This is a genomic window from Bacillus sp. RCC_6_1, from assembly GCF_041360755.1.
Taxonomy (GTDB): Bacteria; Bacillota; Bacilli; order Bacillales; family Bacillaceae_G; genus Bacillus_A; species Bacillus_A cereus.
The window spans coordinates 99,575-123,215 of the sequence record NZ_JBFUPV010000006.1; the positions used below are offsets into that span (position 1 = coordinate 99,575).

Below are 23,641 nucleotides of genomic sequence, written 5' to 3' on the forward strand. Positions count from 1 at the left end.
TTTATCTCCTTAACTTTATTTTGGCCGCTTGAATTAGCCATAGTACAGGTAGGTATACATATATATATACAAAGCCCATTTGACCTGTCCAAGTATTTAATAAGTTAATTTTATTACGATTATTCAAGAAAAATGATAAAACAAAGATGAATAGGATGATAACTGGCAAAACATATTTTTGCTTTATTCCCAGTGCCTCTTTTATACCACGACTTACTCCCCATAATGTAAAGGAAACATTGGGTAATATAAAAAAAGCCCAAACAGAAACAATAATGTATTCAAACCGCTCTATAAAGGGAAATTGTATAATTTTAATCATGCTTAAATATGCCCATATCGCACTCGCTAGTTGTTTTTCACTAAAAAATGCAAGAGTTAAAATCATAAGGTATGTGTAGACAATAGTCGTTACTAAATTTGCATAGTGCGCATATTTTTGAGACGTTTTTGCCTTTTTAATAAATGGGTAGTACAGCAATAACATTTCAAATCCAAAAAAACTAAACATATTTCCTTTCATTCCTTTCATAATTTCTAGGAATGAATGCTGTGCAATTGGAAATAAATTCTGGAAATCTGCATACTGCAAAGGATAAAAAAATGTGAAGATTAGAATGCTTGGGATAACGATTCCAAAGAAGCCGATTCCGGCAACTACACGAAATCCTCCAGTAACAATGTAATAACATAGACCCAAAAAAGCCCCTGCTATAACCCAAGATGAAATTGAAGGAAACATCCAAACATGTACTACTTCGATATAAGTATGTAGTGTTGTTGCACCTAACAATACAATATAGGATAAAAAAATGAAGTTGAGCAATCCACCAATCCATTTTCCAAGTACGTTTTGATTGATTGCAATGATGTCTCCATTACCCTGATTTAAAATCTGATATATGATCCAAATCATAACATTAACAGATATTCCAAAAAGTAGCGTGCTAATCCACGCATCATTTCCAACTAATTTTGCACTAATCCTTTCAAAACCAAGCATACCAACTCCCAACTGTATAGTAATAATTAAAAAAAATACCATATATGGCGAGACTTGATACTCAATTGGGATCTGTTTCATAATGCTCCTCCCTGTTAAATTCAATCATCAAAATCATTTCGTGATATGATTTTATTTTTCTCTACCTCTTCTGGATTAAAGCGAAAACGCTGTTTAGACCTTGAAAAAATAGGACGTCGAAACATCGCTGAGATTGGCATACGTATAATGCTGTCTTTCCAATCTGTAGGACGTGTAGGATAAAAAGGGAACAAATAAGGACGTCTTAATGATTCTGTACGTAATAAGCGTACTAAAAGGAAAGAACTTGTTAAAACAATTCCTAATAAGCCCAATAGGTGTGCAGATATTATAAAAGGAAAACGAATTACTCGAATTGTATTACCAATTCGATATATTGGTGCTGTAAATGAACTAAGAGCTGAAAGTGCAACAATGATAATAAGTACGTTACTTGTAAGACTTGCTTCTACCGATGCTTGTCCAATTACAATACCACCTACGATACCGACAGTTAAACCCACTTTAGTTGGTAAACGTGCCCCTGCTTCTCTCAGTAATTCAATCGTTATTTCTAAAAAAAGTGCTTCAATTAATGGAGGAAAAGGTACTTTACTTCTCGATATGATTAACGTTTCAAGAAGTTCTTTTGGGATAAGCTCGTAATGATATGTTAAGATCGAGACATATAATGGCGTCGTTAAGACAGAAAATATAAAAGCAAAAAGCCTTAATAGACGAAAAAAAGAGGCTATAATCCAAGGCATGGTGTAATCTTCTGTCGTAGAAAAAAAATCAATTAATGTTGTTGGAAGAGTGATGGCATAAGGCGAGCCATCTACAAAAAGTGCAATTTTCCCTTCTGCTAATACAGCTGCCACACGGTCCGGACGTTCTGTATTCAAAAATTGAGGGAATATAGAATTTGGGTTGTCTGCAATTAACTGCATCAAATAAGTACTATCCAAAACATGGTCTGTTTTTATTTGACTTACCCTTTTTATAATTTCTTGTAGATTTTGATCATTTACAATTCCCTCAATAAATACAATCCCAACAGTTGTGTTAGAGAGAGAGCCTACTTTCAATTCCTTCATTTGTAAATAAGGTGTTGGGAGCTTTCTACGTACTAAATTTAAATTTACATCTAAATCTTCGACAAATGCGATTTGCGGACCCACAATATTGTATTCAATTTCAGCTTTTGTAATATCCCTTTTTTCTTTCTTTGACACATTTACTAACAAACAATTTAGTTTATCTGTATCGAACTGAATAAGTATATAGCCATTTAAAATACTATCCTGAATATCTTCAATTTGATTTGTTATTTTTGAATTTTCAAAGGGTAAGACAGACCGAATATCTTGTAATGAATCGCAGCTCTTCTCTTTTATATAAGTTAAAACCTCTTCATGAAATATATTTACATCGATTAAGGTTCTAAAATATGAAATGACTATAGAGGATTTGTTTGAAGCGATCTCCAACGTTATAAAATCTTTAGATTTTTTTAGTAATTGCATTAATTCCTGCAAAGATTTTATAGAGTGAACAGGTACTTTTTCATGTGGTTTCAATTGATAATACCCTTCCTTTCAAAAAGAACCTATATATAGTTTTTAGAAATTTCTATTTTAAAAATGAGGGATATTTATATGTCAATATGCTCATTAAAAATAATGCCTTTTTAACTAACTTAACCAAAATTAGTTAAAAAATGTATTAAAAGTAAAAATTTTAAATATCCCCAAGAAAAATTACAATATTAAAAACATCCTTTCTTTTGGTTCTAAAGAAAGGATGTTTTTATAACAGGCTTTTTCAAGTGTCTATTCTATAGGGTACATTTACCAGTGTTCTTCTCTTTATTATTTCATTAAGTAACATTATCATTACATTCTGTATGGTTTCTTAAAAAATTTCAGTAAAAGAACATATTAATTTTGAAGTGTACAAATAGGGAGAGTGACTTCAACTGTAGTTCCCTTATTCACTTCACTCTCAATAAATACCTTTCCCTGATGTGTTTCAATGATTTTATAACAGATCATTAACCCTAAGCCAATCCCCTCTTCTTTAATACTATAAAAAGGTTCTCCAAGGTATGGTATACGTTCTTTTGGAATCCCACACCCTTGATCGATAAAACGAATACTTAATTGATTATTATCAAGTATATTTAATTGAATGAGAATTTCTCCTCCCATCGGCATAGATTCAATTGCATTTTTTAATATATTAACAAATACTTGCTTTAATTGATTTCCTTCACATGAAATCAATGGAATACCAGGGTTAAGATCGATTCTAATTTTTATATTATTCATCATTGCTTGAGGTTGTAGTAGCATTAAAACTTGATCCATTAGCACACTAATATCATTAGGTTTTATTTTTACCACCTGTGGTTTGGCTACCGCCATAAATTCAGTTGTAATACTCTCTATACGCTCAATCTCTGATGATACTATATTTATATAACCTTGATTATTTTCATTTTCCGTTGATTTTAGTAATTGCATGAACCCTTTCATTGCAGTTAATGGATTATTAATCTCATGAGCCATTACAGTCGCTAATTGTCCTACAACAGCAAGTTTTTCAGATTTTCGTAATAATTCTTCTGTTTTTAGCCGTTCAGTGATATCACGAGAAATACTTAGGAAAACTTTTTTACCATTTAAGTTAAAAACACGAACACTAAACTCAGTTGTTATTACTTTTCCTGTTGGAAAAACATATTCATCTTGCAAAGTGAAGGAAGTTTGTCCCTTTTTAATTTTTTCTAATAACCTTACGATTATTTGAGAATCTTGTGGTACTACATTTGAAAATGATAATGAGAGCAACTCTTCTCTACTATATCCAAATCTTCTACACCCAACAGGGTTTACCTCAATAAATCGACTTGGAGCATTATCTTCATTCAGCTCTACTACATATACCGCATCAGTTGCTTGTTCAATTAGTGCACGGTACTTCATTTCACTATCTCTTAATTGCTGGTGTAATCGATGTCGTTCTCTTTCTGCTTGTTTTCTTTCAGAGATGTCTCTACATATTGCTGATAAAGCTATCACATTTCCTCTTACATCTAGTATAGGAGAAACTGTCAGACTGACATCAAGAAGACTCCCATCGCTCCTTTGTCTAACAGTTTCTAATCTAGTAACCACAGATTCACCTGTTAGAATTTTCTGAATATTTTTAAGCGATTCTTCCATTAAAAAATCTGGTACACAAGGTAATCTCTTACCTATGATTTCTTGTGATGACCACCCAAATATCTTTTCATAAGCTTTATTCGCTTGTAAAATATGCCCTTCTCGATCAGAAATGGTAATAGCATCTAGATTGTGCTTTATAAATGATTCCAATAATTCTTTGGTAGCGCTTAATTCTGATTCTACCTTTTTCCTTTCGGTTATATCAACTGTAGAACCAACAACTTCAATAACTTGTCCATTTCGTTTAATCGGCCTAAGCGCAATAAGAATAATAGTTTTATCATTTGGCCAAGGTAATTCAAATATAATTTCTTTTCCTTCCCATGCCTGAAGATAGTACTTCATCAATTGTGGAACTAAATGTGGAGGAACAATAGAAGCATCAATAGTACGTAAGCTTTTTCCTACCACCTGTTCAGAATAAAATCCGTTTTGATAATAAAACTGTCCATCACATAAAGTGTGTATAAAGTGCTTACCCACTTTTTTAAATTTAAAAATTCCTCCTTGAAGCTCATGTACGGTATCTGCAAGTTCTTGCTTCGATTTTTTTAATTCTCGATTCATTTTAGATAAGTCCTGTGTTAAATAATACAATCTCTGGTAGGCTTCCATAAGAAATAGCCCAATTAAAAGTCCTAACGCTATATATAATAAGCCTCCTGTGTAAAGTAATGTAGTATTAAATAATACGCCAACTAGCCACTTTATTCCAATAAAAACAGAAAAATATAACGATGCACTTTTAAAAGGATGTAGTTTTTTAAAATAAGTTTTAAAGGTAGAAAATAGAATCCCCATACCTAAATAAGCAATCACAGGAGGTTCCCAGTACCCTCCTGTGTAAAAGATACGCATTACAATTATGCTAATTAACGTAATCCAACCAGCAATACGACCAAAGTAAATAAAAGATAGAATAAGAGGAACAACTCGAAGATCGTAGGAAAATCCCATGTATGGAAAAGAAAAGAACATTAACGTAACTGCAATAATCCCTCCATAGAGCTTTTCAAAATATCGACTAGAATTAATTGTAAACACTTGAATAAATATTGCTGCGCTAACTAATAAAGAAAAAATAGAAAGGTTGATGAAATAATCTTTAATAATCATGTAATGTCCCTCCTTGCATTAAGTGTATTCGACAAAAAAGCTAAAAATCCTACAAATTGTATAAACAGTTCAAATACATAAATTTTAAACTAGGATAAAATCTAGAAAAGTAAATAAGGGGCACAGCAGATGAGATATTTTAATGAAAAATAGTTCAAAAAAGATAATAGTAACCGTTGACTACTATTATCTTTTTTCTTTAATTTATCGTAATATGTCTGAAACTCTAAGGGACGTGGTATGTCATTTCATCAAACAATGATTATATGCTGAGTGATGAATATAGAAATTTCAGCAGTAATTTTTGAAAAATAACATAAAAAACAAAACTATCTTTAAAAATGGAAAAAAACTATATAAATGTCAACTAATCTATGTACAAAAACGTTTACTTAATTTTGCATAAAATCACTCAACTTAGGAAGCTAAGTAGTTCTTCAAGGTCGATAAGAACACCTGTAGATGCTTCAGGATAACTACATAATTGTATGAGTAATGTACTTGAAACCTTTCGGTAAAACCATACACATAAGACAACTAACTCCTTTGTTCAATATTTACTTTTTCGCTGAACAAATTCTTTTTCTTGAGCAAAATATTCTAGGATATAAGGAGATTTTTCAATTAACTTGTTGTCTAGTTTATTGTCCAGCTCCAATTACTTCGTTACTTTCAGATTCAGTTCATTATATTTTGTACTTTGTCTTTATACACAACATATTCTTTACCATCCACTACTGCTACTACCGCAAATTCATCATTTGGATTGAATGAAAGCCAATCAGCCCACATGTTAGTATTAGCCCCTCCACTCCACATATTATGAACAGTGTTTTTAGTTAAATTCATAACTTTATAAGACGCATTTGGCGCATTTGTTCCAGTCTTTATTTCAAAAGTGTATGCGTTATGAATTTTTTTATAAAAGTAGAAAACGTTTGATGGACGAAGCTGATTCAAAAAATCCTGTTCTTTTTTCTCTGCAATTTTTATCCCTTCTTGCAAAGTGACAACATCTGTTTTTAATGTTTTCCAACTGTTTTCCGCTGCATTCAAGCTAGGGGTTAAGAATTTATATTTATTTTGATCAGCTTTTTGATCAGCTTTATCAATATGTCCCAGTACACCCGAATATTGAGAATCTAAATCCTCCCATTGCGTAGACATATAAGTAAGAGCAGTGATAGCACTATCAAGCATACTATGCATATCACTAATATTATGAAATGCAACTCCAACTACACGATTCAATGTTATTTTATAATCTACAGTCTGACGCAATTTTGCTAATTCAGGTTCTAGCCAACCTAACTTACCTCTTGCATCACCTATCATTATGCCACCAGCAATCAAGGTTGGAATAAAGGGGATTTTCACCATGTCTAAGCCCTTAGATTCTATGTCTTTCTGATATTTTACTTGTCCTAAAAGGTCCTCTAGACGCTTTTGGTCAGCCTCCACATCAGCACCTTGGTTTTTTAAAATCGATTGCAATGTCTCTTTATGACTTCCAAATGTTCTAACATCTTCTCCAATAGCATTTTTTAATTGAATTAATTCTTCTTTTAATGCTTTTGCAGACTTTTGATTTTGTTGAATTCCTCCCTGTAAATCTGTAATCCCTTTTTTTAAAGTATCTCCATTTCCAGTATTGATCGCCTCTACTAATGTTTCATAATAATTTTCAAATTTTGTATCGTATTCTATAATGCCTGTCAATGTATCAAAAAGCTGTTTTTTTACTTGTGTATTCCATGTAACAGCATGTGCTCTTGCATTCTTTTGATCTTGTACAATTTTACTAGGTAAATCTGCATTTCCATTAATAGTTATTCCTTCAAAACTCACATCTGGATTATTAATTAGCAAATAAGAATATTCATTCATAGCTTTTGCAAATAAACCAGCATCTTGCAAAGCTTTTTTCATCTGTTCTTCATTTGCTGAAAGAGACATATTTTCAGTGTTCGTTTGTTCAATTTCAATTGCAAAAGTTTCTAGTGGTATGACTGCATAAGTAGTTGTTATAGTTAAAAATGCTGATACAGCGAGTAGTTTATGAGGGATTTTTTTCATCATTTCGTATTCCTCCTATATAAGGTATGGTTTCAAGTTCTAATCTTATTAAAAAGCGATGTCTTTCAAAATGAGTTCTACATCTTTTATCAGTATCGTTTGAACTTTCTTTAGCAGCCTTCAAATCATTAAGTATTAAAGAAAATGTATATAATCTGCTTCAAATTAACCGATTCTGTTGCAAATTTTAAAAAAGCAATTAAACTACAAGGTTATTTTTTATTCGAATCATACTTATATATAATTGAAAGGCGAAGTCTTTAATGAGACTCCGCCTTTCTGTTATATAAGGATTTATTAATTATTACTTTTCTGTTTAACAGTGTAATCATAGACTTTCTATGTTTTAGTTCACTTTACAACAGAATTAATATTTCCCTATTTTTGTGGAGTAACAGTTTCCACTTTTAATTCCTTTATTCCTTCTTTTAATGTAACAGCATCTGTTCGTAATGTTTTCCAACTGTCTTTCGCTGCATTTAAATTAGGTTTTAAGAATTTAAATTTATTTTGATCGGCTTTTTGAGCTGCATTCTCAATATGCCCTAGAACGCCCGAATATTGAGAATCTAAATCATGCCACTGTGTGGACATATAAGTAAGAGCGTTAATAGCATCATCAAGCGCCTTGTGCATTTCATTAATATTACTGTAAGCAACTCCAACTACACGATTTAAGGTTACTTTATAATCCACGGTCTGACGTAATTCTGCTAATAAAGGCTCTAACTTACCTAAATTATCCCTTGCTACTCCCACTATGATACCGCCAATTATTGGTAGACCCAAAATAGCACCCTTCATTACATTAAACCCATCAGATTCTAATTGTTTATAATAGTTTACTGATCCTAATACTTCTTCTAGACGCTTTTGATCGGCATCAACATCTGCACCTTGATTTTTTAAAATTGACTGCAAGAGCTCTTTATTACTTCCAAATGCTCTAACATCGTGTCCAATAGAGTCTCTTAATTTAGTTAATTCTTCTATTAGTTGTTGTGCATACTTTTGATTTTGTTGAATTTCACCTCGTAAATCTGTAATCCCTTCTTTTAAAGTTTCTCCATCCCCTGTATTAATCGCCTCTATCATTGTTTCATAATAATTATCAAATGTTGTATCGTATTCAACAATACCATTCAATGTATCTAAAAGCTGTTTTTTTACTTTCGTATCCCAAGTAACGGCATGTGCCCTTGCATTCTTTTGATCTTGTACGATTCTACCAGGTAAATCTACATACCCATTAATGGTAATTCCCTCAAAATTCACATCAGGATTCTTAATTAACATATAAGAATAGGCATTCATAGATTTTGCAAATAATCCAGCCTTTTGCAAGGTCTCTTTCATTCTCGCTTCATTTGCAGAAAGTGCTGTATCTTCATTGTTCGTTTGTTCAATTTCACTTGCAAAAGTTGTTACTGGTGAAACTACATTAGCAGTTGTAATAGTTAATAACGTCGATACAGCGAGTAATTTGTAAGGGATTTTTTTTATCATTTCATTTTCCTCCAATTTAGGTTTTAAATTTCAGTTCTACTCCTGTTTAAAAGCAATATCTTTTGAAATGAATTCTGCATCTTTATGAATATCATTCCAACTTTCTTTAGCGGCTTTTAAATCATCTGGTATTAAAGAGAATTTGTGGTCTTGCATAGAATCGATATTATCCAATAAATCTGTATAATTTGCACCCATTGTATTCCATTGCTTTTGAATATTTGTTAGAGACAATATCGCTTGATCTACAGTCTGATATAGATATGCCAATGTTTCTTTCGCGTTAGTAAGCGAAAGAACTGCTTGATTAGCACGATCTGCTTTCATACTTAATTCTCCGATTTTGTTAGAAATTTCATTATAGGAGTCCATATGCTTAGATGCTGTGACACCAGCCGCTGTTCCTAGACCGATACCAGCTGCACCAAGAGCCGAGAGTCCACCAACAACAGCCGGTGTTGCTGTACCGCCAGTTACAACAATAACTACCGCTCCTCCAATAGCTGCAATAACTAAAATAGCTGCTCCCAATCCACCACCAATTGACCATGCTAATACATCATCAAAATGTTTTTTCTGAGTAGAACGAAGTTGCTCAATTTCAGCTTGAAGTTGTGGAATCGTTGCCTGTTGACCTGCTAATATTGCAGTTAATCCACCTTTCCCATCCGGACCACCAACATTATTTTTAAAATCTGTAGAATTTTGATATAGTTTCCCTTTGAAGTCTTGTAGCATCTTAATCACATCTGTAACTTCTTTTGAATTTGTATTGATTGTAGTAATTAAATCATTTATACCCTCTTTTAGACCTGCCTTATCTTTCTTTTGTACAGTTTCTACTAATGTGTCGTAATAATTTTGAAATTGTTCATCGTAATTTACAATATTACGAGCAGTTTTTTGAATCTGTGGCTTCGCTGTATCTAACCAGTAATTCGCATTGATTCGTGACAGCTCTTGATTAAGGTGAATATTTTTGAGCAACTCTCCCCCCTCTGAGCCTAAATCGATATTAGATAAATTTACATTTGGTTGCTTAATCATTGTTTTTGCGTATAAATCCATTACTAGAATATGAGACCCTGTTTCAGCTAATGCTTTCTTCAGTCCTTCGGGGCCTAATGCATAATTGCCTACTTTTTGTTCTTGAGCGGTCGTTTCTTGTGCAAATGCATGAATAGTGTTACCGGTAGTAGCAGTTATAACTGTTGCTAATGTAGCTAAAGTTAATACTTTGAATGGAAATTTTTTCATGACTATTCTCCTTCTTTCGCTAAATGCTTATAATCTTTATGAATTACCAAAAAACGCAATATTAAAATTTATATACTTGTTCTTCAAGGTAACTTATTACATTTTTTAATTGTCTTAATGTATCTTTTTGAGACTGCTCGTTAGTTGTATCAACATTAGTGGATAATTTTGTAATACTATTTTTTATTAGATTTAAATCTTCTTTATAGCGCTTTAGTAGATCCAGTTCTACATCTACTTGATTTGCAAACGTATGCAAATCATTTTGTGTAAGAAGAAGCATTGATTTTTGTAAATCAGCTATTGATAATTTCGTTGTTAAATCATATATTTTTTGATTTTGTTTCTCTAAATCATCTAAATATGCTCGCTGTTCTGCTGTTAATTTATTTACTTCAGCAAAAACGCCAAATGTTTTCTTAATCTTTTCGGTATCAATGACCTTCATCAGGTCATACTCTTGTGTTTTTGCTGCGGCTGCGGCTGCTATTTCACCTTGTTTGCTTTTCTCAATTGCTTCACGAGCTGCTTTTTTTGCTGCTTCAATCTCTAGAGCAGTTTTACCTTGTTCTGTCGCTTCTTGCGCCGCTTTTTTCTCCGCTTCTAAAATAGAGTTGTTAATTTCTTTTCCTTTGTTATACGCTGCCACCCCTGCTTGAGCAGCCGGTTCAATAATTTCTTTTGAAAGACTATAAACTTCTTTGAATATAGCAAATCCCTGTTCATTTAAAGCCCCTGGTATTAATGCAATTTGCTGTAAATCATTTTGAATTGCTTTTTTGGTATTTAATATTTCATTTTTTAACTGATCTATTTTTCCTGTTCCATCTGTACTTAGTATGCCTTGCGCAGTTGCCACATTAGTATCAAAATCTTTTAATTTTTTATCAAGCTGTAATTTAAGATCTGTTAATTCATTGATTTGTCGTTGCGCATTTTCTTGATTCGTCATAGCCATTTCTTGAAGTACTTCAAGTCTATCCGAAAACCCTTCTCTATCTTCTTTATTGTCTACAAACGATTTTAATGTCGGGTAATAACTATTAAATTTTGTTACAAATCCTTTACTTTTTGAATTTAATAGAATTAACTGTGGATAGAGTTCCGATGACCATTCCTTCATATCTTGTTTGATTAGGAATTGATTGGTATTTAAAGCTGGGACTTCCTCTAGCTGTACATTAGGACTCATTAAAGATTGATCAATATACGTTTGGACTAATTTGGAATGCGCACCTAATTTTCGTAATGATGAAGAAATATCCATGTTTTCTTGTTGAGTTTCTGCTTGAACGATTGGTGTTGCGAGAGTATTGATAGGAATAGTTGCTCCAGTTACAATGGATGTTATTAAAAATCCTGTCATTATTTTAGTTTTCATTCCGTACACTCCTTTACCATTGTTTTTATAACTTAATTCATATAACTTGTACGACCGCTCTCTTTGTAAACTGGATAAGAAGGAGAAATCTTTCAGATACGTTAATATCGTTGTTTTTTACTTCTAATAGGATATAAGGATTTTATTTATCTCTCATTTCGATACTCTATTTTTTAAAATATAAATAACAAAAATTTATTAACTATATTTGAATCAGGCACCTTATGAGTAGTAAATTATTAATTCTTTCCTAAAGTTGCGGTTTAACTTACAGAATCGTGAGGATCAATAAACCAATGCTTACAGTTAATCTTGTCATAACATTGTTTAATTTCAATTTGATAATATCCCTCTTAGTTTTGTCAGCAAACTCCTTACTAGACAACAAAAGATGAAATTATACTGTACATTGCTTATACTTTTATTGCGGAATAACTTCACTTTTGTTACGCAGAAACTTAGAACACGTTTATTACCAATTTGATTCTTGACCTCTTGTAAATGAATTGACTATTTAGAAAATTATTAAAGACATAATGTTACTTACAACTTTACTATAATTCCTATTAGCGTAACCTTCTCCTTTCTGTATGGTCATACCAGTTATGTTGTTCATTAAAACATTAAATTTTTAATGCGTAAATAGAAAAATTTTGTCGATTAAGCTCGATAATTCACTGTTAAATAAAAATATGTCCCGAAAAAAATTATATAAATATAGTTATTCGTAAATTTCATTTCTGTAATTGGAATGATTACAAATTAATGTGTATACGGTTAAAAATAACTATTTTAGCTCAACCAAGAAATTTTATTTTAGAAAAAATACTTATAGAATAATATAATAGGTCTTTTTATACTTTTTTACCTTTATTTACTTATGTATAATTGCATAAAATGTAGATATATTTAGTAATATATGTTATATTGTTGATTTTTAACAAAAAATCCTAATATCATTATTAATAAATATACAGTATGAAGATATTAGTCTATAAACTTATCTTCGTTATAAACATAGGTTTTAAATTACAAAAAAGCTGCAAAGCTTCCTTGGAACACTTTGCAGCCTTCTGTCTTTTTATTTCCTTTAGCAAAATAACGGTTAGTGTATTTTTTCAAATTAACAATATGGTACAAAGATTTCCATTGAGCTTTTGCTCACATATGTGTTTATAAAGTCTTCAAGAGCTATTTGTTTGAGCTGACATCAGACTAGTTTATCTGATTCAGAACTATACCGATAAAGTGCAACTTTAATCAGTGGGGGTTTTGTTCATCCCCACTGATTATTAGCCCACACCAATCGGGCTTTTACGGGCAGCCCGCCCCCCACCTAACTTCTTTGCTTTCGCTGAATTTTTAGATGGAGGTCTTACTGCCCGGCAAATAGCGGGATAAATTCAGCACATGATTGTTATTTAAAAAATAGATATACTTTGTTTCTCCATTATTTTTCTAACTCCTAAAAATTGAAACTGTTCTGCTAACAAGATAATATCTGGTTAATCTCATACGTCTATTTGAATACAAGTTCTTTTTCTAGACAAATCACAAACTCTTTCTAGAGTAATAAGTCCAGTATTTTCATCTTTTGGGATACTTACACCCATGTTTAAGTCTTTACATTGGAGACAGCAAATAACAAGCTTATATTATTGTATATTTTTCACGGTACTGCCTAGGAGTCATGCTAGTGATTTTTTTGAAAACTCTTATAAAATAACTTTGGTCATTAAAGTTAAGCCAAGCACAGATATCTGATAACGAATAAGTAGTGAGGGTTAATAATTTCTTTGCTTCTTCCACTCGTTCCCTTTGAATATATTCGCTTAAAGTAATTCCCATTTCTTTTTTAAATAGTTTAGACAGATAAGTAGGCGTAATTTCTAAATGATTAGCAAGTTCATTCAGAGATATTCCATCGTAAACATTTTTATTAATATGTTTTATACATGTAGTAACCGCGTAAGAATACTTTTTTGCATTGTATTCTTTCACACGATCTGCAAAGGTACGTAAAGCGTCCCCTGATAATCGCTTTACAGATTCTACATTATCTAATTGTTCTAGGGTTTGTATATATAAAATACTATGGGCAAAAGCAATATCTGGTGGCAGATTTCCTTCTATTGCATATCGAGTGGCTAAGGTAATCGCAATAATTCCAAGGTTTTTTTGATTCCTGAGCGGATCCTCTACTAGCATAAGTTCAACATCTTCTTGCGAAACCGCATACATATACTGTATTAACTTTTTTTTATTTCCTTCTTTGATAGTCGAAAAGAAATCATTTACTAATGCCATATTGTGCGTTTTAGGTTTGTTTTGTCGACGTTTTAAAATATATAAATCAGGTTTCACATTTTTATTAGGAGTTTCCTCTAGTACTTTATTTTTTTCCAAGACAATATCTACATCTAACTTTTCATTGAAAATCATGTAATGTAATAAAATTCCCATATCAATTAATGTAGTTTTTTTAATCTCAGATAAACACTGATAATAGGCAAGTCTTTCTTGAATGTTATCATTTGATTTAAATTCTTTCTGAAATTTTATGATCATATCATCTGAATCTTTTGAATGTATAGTAGGACCGATTATAATAGTCCCTTTAATATCATCATGATTTTCTATATGAATTAGAACAAAATTTTCAAGATAGTTGTTGCTTCGAAAAAGTGGCAAGTTACAGGGATCGTTTTCTTGATAAATATCACTAAGATGTTCTTCTTTTGAAGAATAAAAAGGACTACAAACATTATCAGATGTAGAATGATATAAAATTTTTCTGTCTGCAGATAAAATATGTACAGGGGCATTAAATGCTTTATGTGCAAGATCACACAAGTGTTGTATATCGATAGAAGTATTCATTACATTCTCCTTTATAGATCCATAAAATATATTTTGTTATATATAATTCACGACAAATAATACTATAAAATATCAAATTAGTACAATTCACAACAAAATATTACTATATCTTTTTTATAAAAATCATATATTATTTAATTGTAGTTAGCATCTAAATATCAGAGTAGATAAGTAAAGGAAATACACTAAGTTCTTTTCTTAATTCTACAAAATATAATTATTGAACTTGAGAAAACAGTGAAGTACTTCAAAATACAGTGGTAGTCAATGCGAGGACCAAGCTGGAAAAAGATTTAAAATAAAGCGAAAGTAACAGGAGATACTGTACCACCGCAAGAAACAACAGTCAAAGTTCCAATTCAATCATTTATACAAATTGAATTCAAAAAATAAATACTGCTAATTTAAATGTGAAACTGAAAAACTATTTTGCTCCAAATTTTAGAAAAAGATAATAAAGAATTTGTGAAATTGGAAACAGATGAAAGCGATACGGCTATTTTTGAAGCACTATGCTTTGAAAAGTACAAGGTGGAGGAAATTCAAGTACTCAATTAAATATTTAATTGAGAGAAAGGTCTTTTCATCAACTAAAAATAAAAAACGAATGGAATATTCAAAAACATGACACTATATTACTAGTCGTAACAATAGTTTTACTTTCCACAAAAGAGGAAAAATATATAGACTTTACAAATACTAAGAATAGCAAACTAGATAGTTTTATTACCGCATCACATAAAGTGAAACTTTAATCGGTGGGGGCTTTGTTCATCCCCCACTGATTATTAGCCCTCACCAATCGGGCTTTTACGGGCAGCCCGCCCCCACCTAACTTCTTTGCTTCCGCTGAATTTTGAGGTGGAGGTCTTACTGCCCGGCAAATAGCGGGATAAACTTATTATTAATTTCCAAATATAATAGTTGTTAATCAACAAAAAAACTTCAATAATTAAGGTGCACAGTAAATTGACCTCAAAACAGTAATTACTACAATATCAGTTTTTACTTATTCTATAAAAAAGAAATATCACTTAATAATTATTACTTTATATCAATTTAGACATAAAACATTTTATTATATCGGCTTAAGTATTATGAAATTAAAATTGCAAATAACACCAAAACTCTTTTAAGGGCCCATACATTGTTCGTATCGGGTTGATTATCTTTTGATACCTATGTCATTAATACAACTAAAAAAGTTTATTACAAAGGAATCTGAGAGGTTTTTTCAATTTCGAAATTTATTTTTTTGTAAATTAAAGGAAAAATAATCCATATATATATACGGATTATTTTCTTAGTGTACTCTGTATTGACCTGTTAACTGTTTTTCAGCCATTCGAACTAAGCGTTTTGTAATCTCTCCACCGATCCGAACCATTTGCAGATGATGTGATGTATCAGGTCCCAGTGTGACTCCTAGTTCAAAAGCAATTTCATACTTCATTTGCTCAATAGTACTTGTAGTAGCAGAAATAAGAATTTCATTTGTATTACTTTCGCATCTTTGAATATTTATAAATAACATGTACCTAATTATGCTATTTATGCATGAGCAACCTAATTTATTCCAGTGTTTTTATAGGAACCCTTTCCCTCCCCTTATTACACCAATTAAATTTGAAACACAAATGTACATTGCATTTCAATATAACAATAAAAACTACAAAAGCAACGAATTTACTATTTTAAAGTTAAGTGTTTAACCTTGAAGTACTTAAATTCTTTTTTCCAGATAAAGCATACATTATATCTTGATGTTTTATTGTCCTCTTATAATTATGTGGTATCGGGAATTTATTTCGGTGTTCTTTTATTATAATTAAAGTTTGAAGTTCTATGTTCAATACTTTTGCGAGGACATGATAGTTATATCCATTGTTTAACAGAGAAATTATGTCATAAAACATAGTTTTTCCACCCACTAATTTTACTAATTTATTCTTTAACTCATCCCCTTTTTCTTTAGCTTCATCAATTTCTAACAACATAGATTTTTTATTTGTCTGCTTAATGTATTGAGTATACAACTCTGGGAATTCTTTTTGTACTTCTTTGTTTAATACTGGTTTATATTTAATCATATAAGTAACTTGTAACAATGAGCGTTTTAACAAACTATCTTCAATGAGATACGCTACTTTATTAAATAAATGGACATATTCCTCAATATTGGAATAACTATTAAAATGAGCTAATACTCTACTTTTTATACTAAAAGCCTTGCCTACATAAATAATATTGTCATTATAATCTTTAATGAAATAAATACCACTGTCAGATTTTTTCAATTTATTATCTAATTCTTCTATACTCATAAAATGCAATTCACTCATACTTCTCTCTCCTTAGCAGTTTTAAATCGTAAAAAACAAGCAAGGTTTCTAAAAAAGTACTTAGCTGCCCTAGCATCTCTTATTTTATCTCTTGCTAAATGTCAAAAAACTGTTTCTATGTTCCTCAACTATCAATATGATTATTAATAAAATTTTCTATCGTTATTATCTCGCAATTTTATCATGTAATTTCGAGATCGTTTCCTCATTTAAATTACTGTGTTTTATCGAATAAAGGAAATATATTACTACCCCAATAGTAATCCAAATACTAAAGTACACCCATGTCCTTAACGGTAAATTTAGCATTAAAAACACACAGCATACAATTGCAACGCATGGTAATACAGGTACAAAAGGTACCATAAATCCACGTTTTAAATTTGGGTGTGATTTACGTAGAATAATAACTGATAGACAAACTAACGCAAACGTCACCAAACTACCGATATTAACTAAATTAACTAATTCTTTCAAATCAATAAACCCAGCTATTATAGAGCTCCCTATTCCTGCCAATCCAGTTATAAAAGTGGGTGCTCCAGTTTTCTTATTAACTTTCGCAAATGATTTCGGTAACAATCCATCACGACTCATTGCAAAGAATACTCGTGTTGCCGCATACATATTGGAAAAAATAACAGCCATAAGGCCAATTACAGCACCTGCAGCAATTGCACCAGCGACTTTTCCTTGTCCTACAACTTCCATTACATAAGCCATCGCCTCAGGAACATTTAATTCTTTATAGGAAACCATTCCTGTCATAACAAGACATACCATAACATAAATAATTGTACATATGATTAATGATGCAATAATACCGATCGGAAGATTACGTTTCGGATCTTTTACTTCTTCTGCTGAAGTTGCTAATATATCAAAACCCGTAAAAGCGAATAAAATAGCTGCTCCACCCGTAAAAACTCCACTTAAACCGTATGGTGCAATTGGTATCCAGTTCATTGGTTTTACATAGAATATACCAACCGTAATAAACAACAAAATCATTCCAATTTTAATCAATACCATTGTATTATTGATTCGTTTACTTTCCCTCGTACCACGGGATAACATCCATGCTAATATCAATGTAATGATTACTGCTGGTAGATTCACAATACCACCATGCGAAGGAATCGTTACTAGAGCTTTAGGTATCTCTAATCCAAATCCCTTTATTAAATTGTGGAAATAGCCTGTCCATCCAGTAGCGACAGCCGCTGTTGCCACGATATATATTAATAGCAATGACCAACCTACTAGATGAGCAACAAACTCACCAATTGTTGCATATGAGTATGTATATACACTACCAGACGCCGGGAGTGTAGAAGCAATTTCCGCGTAACATAATGCTATAAATCCACATATAATTGCTGCAAGTATAAATGAAAAAACAACTGCTGGGCCAGCATTTCTTGCTGCTACTAATCCAGTTAACACAAGAACGCCCGTTCCAACTATCGAGCCTACCCCTAACATAATTAAATCAAATGCTCCTAATGTTTTCGTTAAAGTCTTACTTTGATTATGCTCTAACAATTGTGTAACGGATTTCTTTTTTAGTAAATTACTCATATTTTCTGTATCCCCTTTAAAATAAGGTTTATTCTTCTCGTTAGTGTTGTATATAAATTTACTTAGTTATTAACTAGCCTCATAATATTTCTTTTACATTAAATAGATTTAAAATATTATATAAATTCGCTTCTCACTTACTAGTTAAACTAGACATTTCCATAGATTTTTGCGTACAACGTTTCATAGCTGAAATGATAGCTGTTCTTAAACCTTTTTCTTCTAGCGTTACTACAGCCTCTATCGTCGTTCCACCTGGAGAACAAACCATATCCTTCAATTCACCTGGATGTATTCCTGTTTCCAATACCATTTTTGCAGAACCTAATACAGCCTGAGCCGCAAATTTATAAGCTTGTTTTCTCGGCATACCGCCAAGTACAGCAGCATCTGCCATGGCTTCTATAAACATATACACATATGCTGGAGAAGAACCACTAATAGATGTAACAACATCCATTAGTTTTTCATTTATGACCTCCGTCTGGCCGAAAATATTAAATATGTTCAGTACCTCTTTTATATCTTTTTCTGTAACCATTTCATTAAAACATAACGCAGACATTCCTTCTCCAACAAGTGCCGGTGTATTAGGCATTACTCTAACAACTTTTAACTTTCTACCAAATTCATTCTCAGTGCTCTTAATACTTTTTCCTGCAGCAATAGTTACAACGATTACATCATTTTTTATTTGATCTTTTATTTGGTTAATTACCGATGAGTATAAATCTGGTTTGATTGATAAAATTAAAATGTCAGCGCTGTTAGCGACTTCATTGTTGTTAGTAGTTATAGTTATGCCATATTCATTACTAGCATTTTTTAAATTAATGACATTTAAATCTGAACAAATTATTTGATCTGGAGAAACTATATTTTTTTTAATCATCCCACCTATCATAGCAATACCCATGTTTCCACATCCGATGAATCCTATTTGTTTATTCATAATAATTTGCTCTTACTCCTTCTACTCTAAATTTTATTGATTTTGAAATTATTATTCTAAATAAGGGCTATTACAATTACTTGGTTTATCAATAGAATTTCAAAATTCTCCTTCCTATATAGAGCTTACATATACCTCTAATAACTTCTTTGCTTTCGCTGAATTTTGAGGTGTGGGTCTTACTGCCCGGCAAATAGCGGGATAAAATCATTTCTTTAATCTATAATAAGAAGGACATAAAAAAACAAAAAGTTACAAAAATTTTCAAATTAAAACTTTTATAACTTTTTGTTTTGATGTAAATATAATTTCAATTAATGTATCTCACCGTTTTAAACTTGACGCTCCATAATCTTGTATAGTTACATTTATATGATATTTAATCGGTACTTTACTAAATGTTTGATCCCAATCTTTTTTGACTTTCTCCCATGTTCTCGGGTGTTTAATTCTTAATTGGTTGCCAAAACCCGCAATATCGACTTGGTATTCTTTTTGTATTTTTTTTGTAACATGATGTACTAAGTGCTTTACTTCTTTTTCAATAGCTTTTTCTTCCCTTTTTAAAAATTCATTTTCAAAATCTTTTCCTGATTGCATCCAATTTTCAGACAAACGCCCTTCTGATTCAATGTTTACATCAAAGGAAATATTATTTCCGTTAACATGTGGTATGATTTTGCTTTTTATTGACTTTATCTCGTATATAATGAGTTTCTTTGATTCTTTATCAAAAGTTTTTACCACACCACCATTCCTTTTTCCATTTATCCATACTACTCCTTCCAATTCCTGTTCATTTAAAAAGCCCATCAACTTTTTTGTCTTCCCTTTAATTACAGCAGCTCCTGCAAATTTTGTTTCCCCTTTTATCGAGATTACATTTTGCAAAAGAAAACTGGACCCTGACCGCATCTTTCCTTCCAATTTAGCGAGCGATACAGGAGGTAAAATCCTTGTTGTTCTATTTCTATTATCTGCAATTCCAGACAAACGAAATGCTGGGATTTCTCCTTTTTTGTTTGATTCCAGTACCTCCTTCGCTAGACCCTTGCTAATTAAGAGCATACAGCTAAGCCGAACTTCATTGTCACGGAGATACTGTTCAAGTAATTGTTCTAAACTGAATGTACGTACAAGACTATCACTAATAACAATGTTTTTTAAATGTGGGCTGAACATTGTGCTCTCTCTTTTCAATGAAAACTCACGAACAATTTGATGAATGGAATCACCGGTCTCAGAAACATTTATATAACGTTTTTGTTGTCCATTTCCTTTACTTTGTGCTTGCGAACTAACAATTTGATAAGTAGCTGTTATAAGATTTCTTTTAGGATAACCTCCTTCCTCATCCTCTTTCTCAATTGTTGAATCCTTCCCTTTATCTAGTGCTATACCTGCAGTTAAACTCAACTCTTCTACTTCTTTACTGCTCCAACATCCTGTTAAAAATAGAAGCAAAAGCGTCCATAACAAAGCCAAATAGAACCGCATATAATTAAATTTATTTTTCACACTACTCCTCCTTTTAATCGCGTAATAATAAGAAGAAGCAGTGGCAGTAAACCAAATAAAAATAAAGCAGCATTACCGAGCATATCCCCCAATTTAAGCAAGTCATTTATATTTTTCGAAGTCATAGCAATGATGTAAATGATTGGAATCAAAGCAAAAATAAACGGATGAATTCCCTTTTTAAAGAGTTGTGCTAATCCTAATGCAGCTGCATAATAACTAATCGTATAGGTAGCAAATATTTGCATAATCCATATTACAAGCAATAAAGATTCAAAACGTTCAAATATCAATCCAGAAATTTCAAAACTGCGCATAAGATCAATTGTCGGCCATGTTCTTGTTACAACCCCATCAATTGATAATGCACCAATGACCATTACAACAGTTATTACATAAAAGATTAACGGAATAGAAATTCCAACTAAAATAGCTTTTACTGCTTTATTTCGTTGTTCCATAAATACCAAAAGAATTAACATAATTTCAGGACCTGTATATGCGAGAGACGTTGTTTTTATCCCATCTAACACTGGTTTAATCCCCAAACCCAATACGGGACGGAGATTATCTATCTCGAATATTCCGATGCTCATAAAGGAAATGATTAAAAAAATAAAAACAGTAATAGGAAATATTATTTCAAACATCCGTGCAATTGAATTAATACCACTCATAATCAAATAGAGACCTATCCACATAAAAGGCATAACAATAGCCCATGTGGGGGTTCCTTCGAGCAAAAAAAAGCTTATTACTTCTGCCATTGAACGAATTTGAAATGCTGAAGTTGTAAGAAAATACCCTATAATAAGAAAACTAAGCAACCTGCCTATCCATTTCCCTACAATATCTTGACTGTATTGGCAAAATGTTTTTTCTGGAAACTGCTGACTTAATTTGACCATAATTACTCCTGAAACCATTGCCAGTATTCCACCTAATATCACACTTAGCCATACATCTGGTGTTTTCACTTTTTCCACAGATGCTCTGGGCAAAGTGAGGATTCCTGTCCCAAGTATGTAATTTACAATAATAACAACTGCTTGCGAAGTTGTTATTCGGTCTTTAAGTTTAGTAATCACTGAAGGCCACTTCCTTTCGTCATCAGCTACCTTTTGCGGATATTTTTTTTGGTATGCATTATTTTTGGTCGACGTCTCATTATTTTTAATGGCATGCGAACCATAAAATCTTTCCAGTCACTAAATCGATATGGAACAGCAGGGCTGGTATAAGGAACGCCAAAACTTTTCAGTTTCACTAAATGACTGCAAAGTAAAAGAAAGAAGAGAATAACTCCATACAAGCCAAATATCGCAGCACAAAACATAGCTATAAAACGAAGAATGCGTAACGTAATTCCCACACTATATTGCGGAATAGTAAAAGAAGAAATAGCTGTTACCGCAACAACGATAACCATTATTGGACTAACAATTCCTGCTTCTACGGCAGCCTGACCAATTATTAAACCACCCACAATTCCCATTGCAGGCCCAATCGGTTTAGGCAGACGTAAACCTGCTTCTCGCAAAACTTCGATAGCTACTTCCATAATTAACGCTTCTATTAAAGCGGGAAAAGGAACTCCTTCTCGCGATCCGATAATAGAAATAGCGAGCTTAGTGGGAATTAATCCTGGATGAAATGAAATAAAAGAAATATATAGTGCTGGAGCAAATAATGAAACAAAAGCTGTCATGAAGCGTAATAAGCGGAGAAGCGTACCAGGAAGCCACCTTTCATAATAATCTTCTGGTGATTGCAGCAGCATACTAAATGTAACTGGAGCAATTAAAACAAATGGTGTTCCATCTAACAAAATAGCTACTCGACCTTCCATTAAAGCACTAATAACACGATCAGGTCGTTCTGTATTTTGAATCTGCGGAAAAGGACTGAGATAATTATCTTCAATAAGTTGCTCTATATAACCAGATTCGAGTACACTGTCTATGTCAATTTTCTGAATTCTGTTTTTTATTTCATCCACCAATTCTGTACTAGCAAGATCTTTAATAAATGCGACAACTAACTCTTTCTTTGCACGTTCTCCTACTGGTAGCTTTACTAATGATAAGTTCTCATCCGCACAGTGTCGTCGCAAAAGTGAGGTATTATCACTCAATACTTCAGTAAAACCGACCCGTGGCCCTCTGACTAATGCCTCCGATACTGGTTCTTCAATATTTCGTTTATTTGCTTTTGTTGTACCAAGAATAAACACATCTGCTAAACCATCAATTAAAAGAGCTGTTGAACCTATCAATACTTTGGGTATTAAATCTTTTATGTAATGGACTTCTGCTACTTCACTAATTGTAAGAACTTTATTTTTAATATATTCTTTTGAAACAGTCCCCTCCACATAAGAAGATTCATTTTTATATTCATCAGAAAAATCATCCATTAGTAATTTCATAATATGTTTGTCAATTATCTCTTTATCTGATAGACCATCAACAAAAACGATCCCAGCTTGAATATCTGTGCGTCCAATATTAAACTTCCGAAAGCGAACATCAGAATTATGTCCGATTTGTTGCTTTATAAGTTCTAAGTTAGAGGCAAAATCATTTGTGAAATGAACGTTTGCATTTTGAGATGGTTTATGCTCTTGTTTCGTTTTAATTTGAATATTATTTTTTTTCACTTGTTTGTCTCTTGACTTCCACCAACTCATTCTTCCCACTCTTTCTCTGACATACGAACCCAATGAAAAAATCTTGAGATAGTATACGGAATTAAAAACAAGATAAAAGCTTGTACAAA

The 23,641-nt window shown here is 32.0% G+C and carries 16 protein-coding genes and 1 pseudogene; 1 reads left to right on the forward strand and 16 read right to left on the reverse strand.

Translation table 11 applies throughout. The features are described 5' to 3' along the window. Position 1: 1 nt before the first annotated feature. The 9 genes and pseudogenes from AB6801_RS18585 to AB6801_RS18625 form a co-directional block, all read right to left on the reverse strand. Positions 2–1,084 (reverse strand): GerAB/ArcD/ProY family transporter, encoded by a 1,083-nt coding sequence (locus AB6801_RS18585; protein WP_097999683.1) that lies wholly within the window; start codon positions 1,082–1,084, stop codon positions 2–4. Positions 1,085–1,104: 20 nt separating this feature from the next. Continuing rightward, complete coding sequence (locus AB6801_RS18590) at positions 1,105–2,604, reverse strand: spore germination protein (RefSeq protein WP_097999684.1); 1,500 nt, start codon at positions 2,602–2,604, stop codon at positions 1,105–1,107. A 360-nt stretch (positions 2,605–2,964) separates the two neighbouring features. After that, entirely contained in the window at positions 2,965–5,370 is a 2,406-nt protein-coding gene (locus AB6801_RS18595) for a PAS domain S-box protein (protein ID WP_097998414.1), read from the reverse strand. Between the two features lie 430 nt (positions 5,371–5,800). Further along, positions 5,801–6,028, reverse strand: a pseudogene (locus tag AB6801_RS18600) (hypothetical protein); the annotation flags it as partial. 20 nt (positions 6,029–6,048) lie between these two features. Next, complete coding sequence (gene hblB, locus AB6801_RS18605; protein WP_098330448.1) at positions 6,049–7,449, reverse strand: hemolysin BL regulatory component HblB; 1,401 nt, start codon at positions 7,447–7,449, stop codon at positions 6,049–6,051. 375 nt (positions 7,450–7,824) lie between these two features. Continuing rightward, positions 7,825–8,952 carry a hemolysin BL binding component B gene (gene hblA / locus AB6801_RS18610; RefSeq protein ID WP_061655838.1) on the reverse strand — a complete coding sequence of 376 codons (1,128 nt, stop codon included), beginning with the start codon at positions 8,950–8,952 and terminating at the stop codon, positions 7,825–7,827. Positions 8,953–8,988: 36 nt separating this feature from the next. Continuing rightward, positions 8,989–10,209, reverse strand: coding sequence for a hemolytic enterotoxin HBL lytic component L1 (gene hblD, locus AB6801_RS18615; RefSeq protein WP_000714435.1), 1,221 nt, complete (start codon positions 10,207–10,209; stop codon positions 8,989–8,991). Between the two features lie 61 nt (positions 10,210–10,270). Then, positions 10,271–11,590 carry a hemolytic enterotoxin HBL lytic component L2 gene (hblC, locus tag AB6801_RS18620; protein WP_000850227.1) on the reverse strand — a complete coding sequence of 440 codons (1,320 nt, stop codon included), beginning with the start codon at positions 11,588–11,590 and terminating at the stop codon, positions 10,271–10,273. A 1,650-nt stretch (positions 11,591–13,240) separates the two neighbouring features. Next, positions 13,241–14,470: a helix-turn-helix domain-containing protein gene (locus tag AB6801_RS18625; RefSeq protein WP_001097905.1), complete on the reverse strand. Its 1,230-nt coding sequence runs from the start codon at positions 14,468–14,470 to the stop codon at positions 13,241–13,243. A gap of 429 nt (positions 14,471–14,899) precedes the next feature. Here AB6801_RS18625 and AB6801_RS18630 point away from each other — a divergent pair, with 429 nt between their 5' ends. Next, positions 14,900–15,028 (forward strand): peptidase, encoded by a 129-nt coding sequence (locus AB6801_RS18630; protein WP_097999695.1) that lies wholly within the window; start codon positions 14,900–14,902, stop codon positions 15,026–15,028. A gap of 745 nt (positions 15,029–15,773) precedes the next feature. Here the strand turns inward: AB6801_RS18630 and AB6801_RS18635 are convergent. From AB6801_RS18635 to AB6801_RS18665, 7 genes are all read right to left on the reverse strand, one after another. Beyond that, on the reverse strand, positions 15,774–16,004 hold the full coding sequence (locus tag AB6801_RS18635; RefSeq protein ID WP_000897397.1) for an alpha/beta-type small acid-soluble spore protein: 231 nt from the start codon (positions 16,002–16,004) through the stop codon (positions 15,774–15,776). 166 nt (positions 16,005–16,170) lie between these two features. After that, positions 16,171–16,812: a GIY-YIG nuclease family protein gene (locus AB6801_RS18640; RefSeq protein WP_001292158.1), complete on the reverse strand. Its 642-nt coding sequence runs from the start codon at positions 16,810–16,812 to the stop codon at positions 16,171–16,173. 165 nt (positions 16,813–16,977) lie between these two features. Continuing rightward, on the reverse strand, positions 16,978–18,393 hold the full coding sequence (locus tag AB6801_RS18645) for an amino acid permease (RefSeq protein ID WP_098330449.1): 1,416 nt from the start codon (positions 18,391–18,393) through the stop codon (positions 16,978–16,980). Between the two features lie 133 nt (positions 18,394–18,526). Continuing rightward, positions 18,527–19,345: a pyrroline-5-carboxylate reductase gene (gene proC / locus AB6801_RS18650; protein WP_001041290.1), complete on the reverse strand. Its 819-nt coding sequence runs from the start codon at positions 19,343–19,345 to the stop codon at positions 18,527–18,529. Between the two features lie 324 nt (positions 19,346–19,669). Then, complete coding sequence (locus AB6801_RS18655; RefSeq protein WP_000790799.1) at positions 19,670–20,863, reverse strand: Ger(x)C family spore germination protein; 1,194 nt, start codon at positions 20,861–20,863, stop codon at positions 19,670–19,672. After that, positions 20,860–21,951 (reverse strand): spore germination protein, encoded by a 1,092-nt coding sequence (locus AB6801_RS18660; RefSeq protein ID WP_098330450.1) that lies wholly within the window; start codon positions 21,949–21,951, stop codon positions 20,860–20,862. Before AB6801_RS18660 ends, AB6801_RS18655 begins: the two co-directional genes overlap by 4 nt. 26 nt (positions 21,952–21,977) lie before the next feature. Beyond that, positions 21,978–23,552, reverse strand: a complete 1,575-nt coding sequence (locus tag AB6801_RS18665; protein ID WP_103652778.1) for a spore germination protein — start codon at positions 23,550–23,552, stop codon at positions 21,978–21,980. Positions 23,553–23,641: the final 89 nt, after the last annotated feature.

What these genes read in the sequence shown, in the direction of transcription:
- hblB (WP_098330448.1), bottom strand. Translation starts at nt 7,449, where the DNA reads ATGATGAAAAAAATCCCTCATAAACTACTCGCTGTATCAGCATTTTTA.
- hblA (WP_061655838.1), bottom strand. Translation starts at nt 8,952, where the DNA reads ATGATAAAAAAAATCCCTTACAAATTACTCGCTGTATCGACGTTATTA.
- AB6801_RS18640 (WP_001292158.1), bottom strand. Translation starts at nt 16,812, where the DNA reads ATGAGTGAATTGCATTTTATGAGTATAGAAGAATTAGATAATAAATTG.
- hblD (WP_000714435.1), bottom strand. Translation starts at nt 10,209, where the DNA reads ATGAAAAAATTTCCATTCAAAGTATTAACTTTAGCTACATTAGCAACA.
- AB6801_RS18625 (WP_001097905.1), bottom strand. Translation starts at nt 14,470, where the DNA reads ATGAATACTTCTATCGATATACAACACTTGTGTGATCTTGCACATAAA.
- AB6801_RS18665 (WP_103652778.1), bottom strand. Translation starts at nt 23,552, where the DNA reads ATGAGTTGGTGGAAGTCAAGAGACAAACAAGTGAAAAAAAATAATATT.
- AB6801_RS18645 (WP_098330449.1), bottom strand. Translation starts at nt 18,393, where the DNA reads ATGAGTAATTTACTAAAAAAGAAATCCGTTACACAATTGTTAGAGCAT.
- hblC (WP_000850227.1), bottom strand. Translation starts at nt 11,590, where the DNA reads ATGAAAACTAAAATAATGACAGGATTTTTAATAACATCCATTGTAACT.
- AB6801_RS18635 (WP_000897397.1), bottom strand. Translation starts at nt 16,004, where the DNA reads ATGTTATTTATAAATATTCAAAGATGCGAAAGTAATACAAATGAAATT.
- AB6801_RS18585 (WP_097999683.1), bottom strand. Translation starts at nt 1,084, where the DNA reads ATGAAACAGATCCCAATTGAGTATCAAGTCTCGCCATATATGGTATTT.
- proC (WP_001041290.1), bottom strand. Translation starts at nt 19,345, where the DNA reads ATGAATAAACAAATAGGATTCATCGGATGTGGAAACATGGGTATTGCT.
- AB6801_RS18595 (WP_097998414.1), bottom strand. Translation starts at nt 5,370, where the DNA reads ATGATTATTAAAGATTATTTCATCAACCTTTCTATTTTTTCTTTATTA.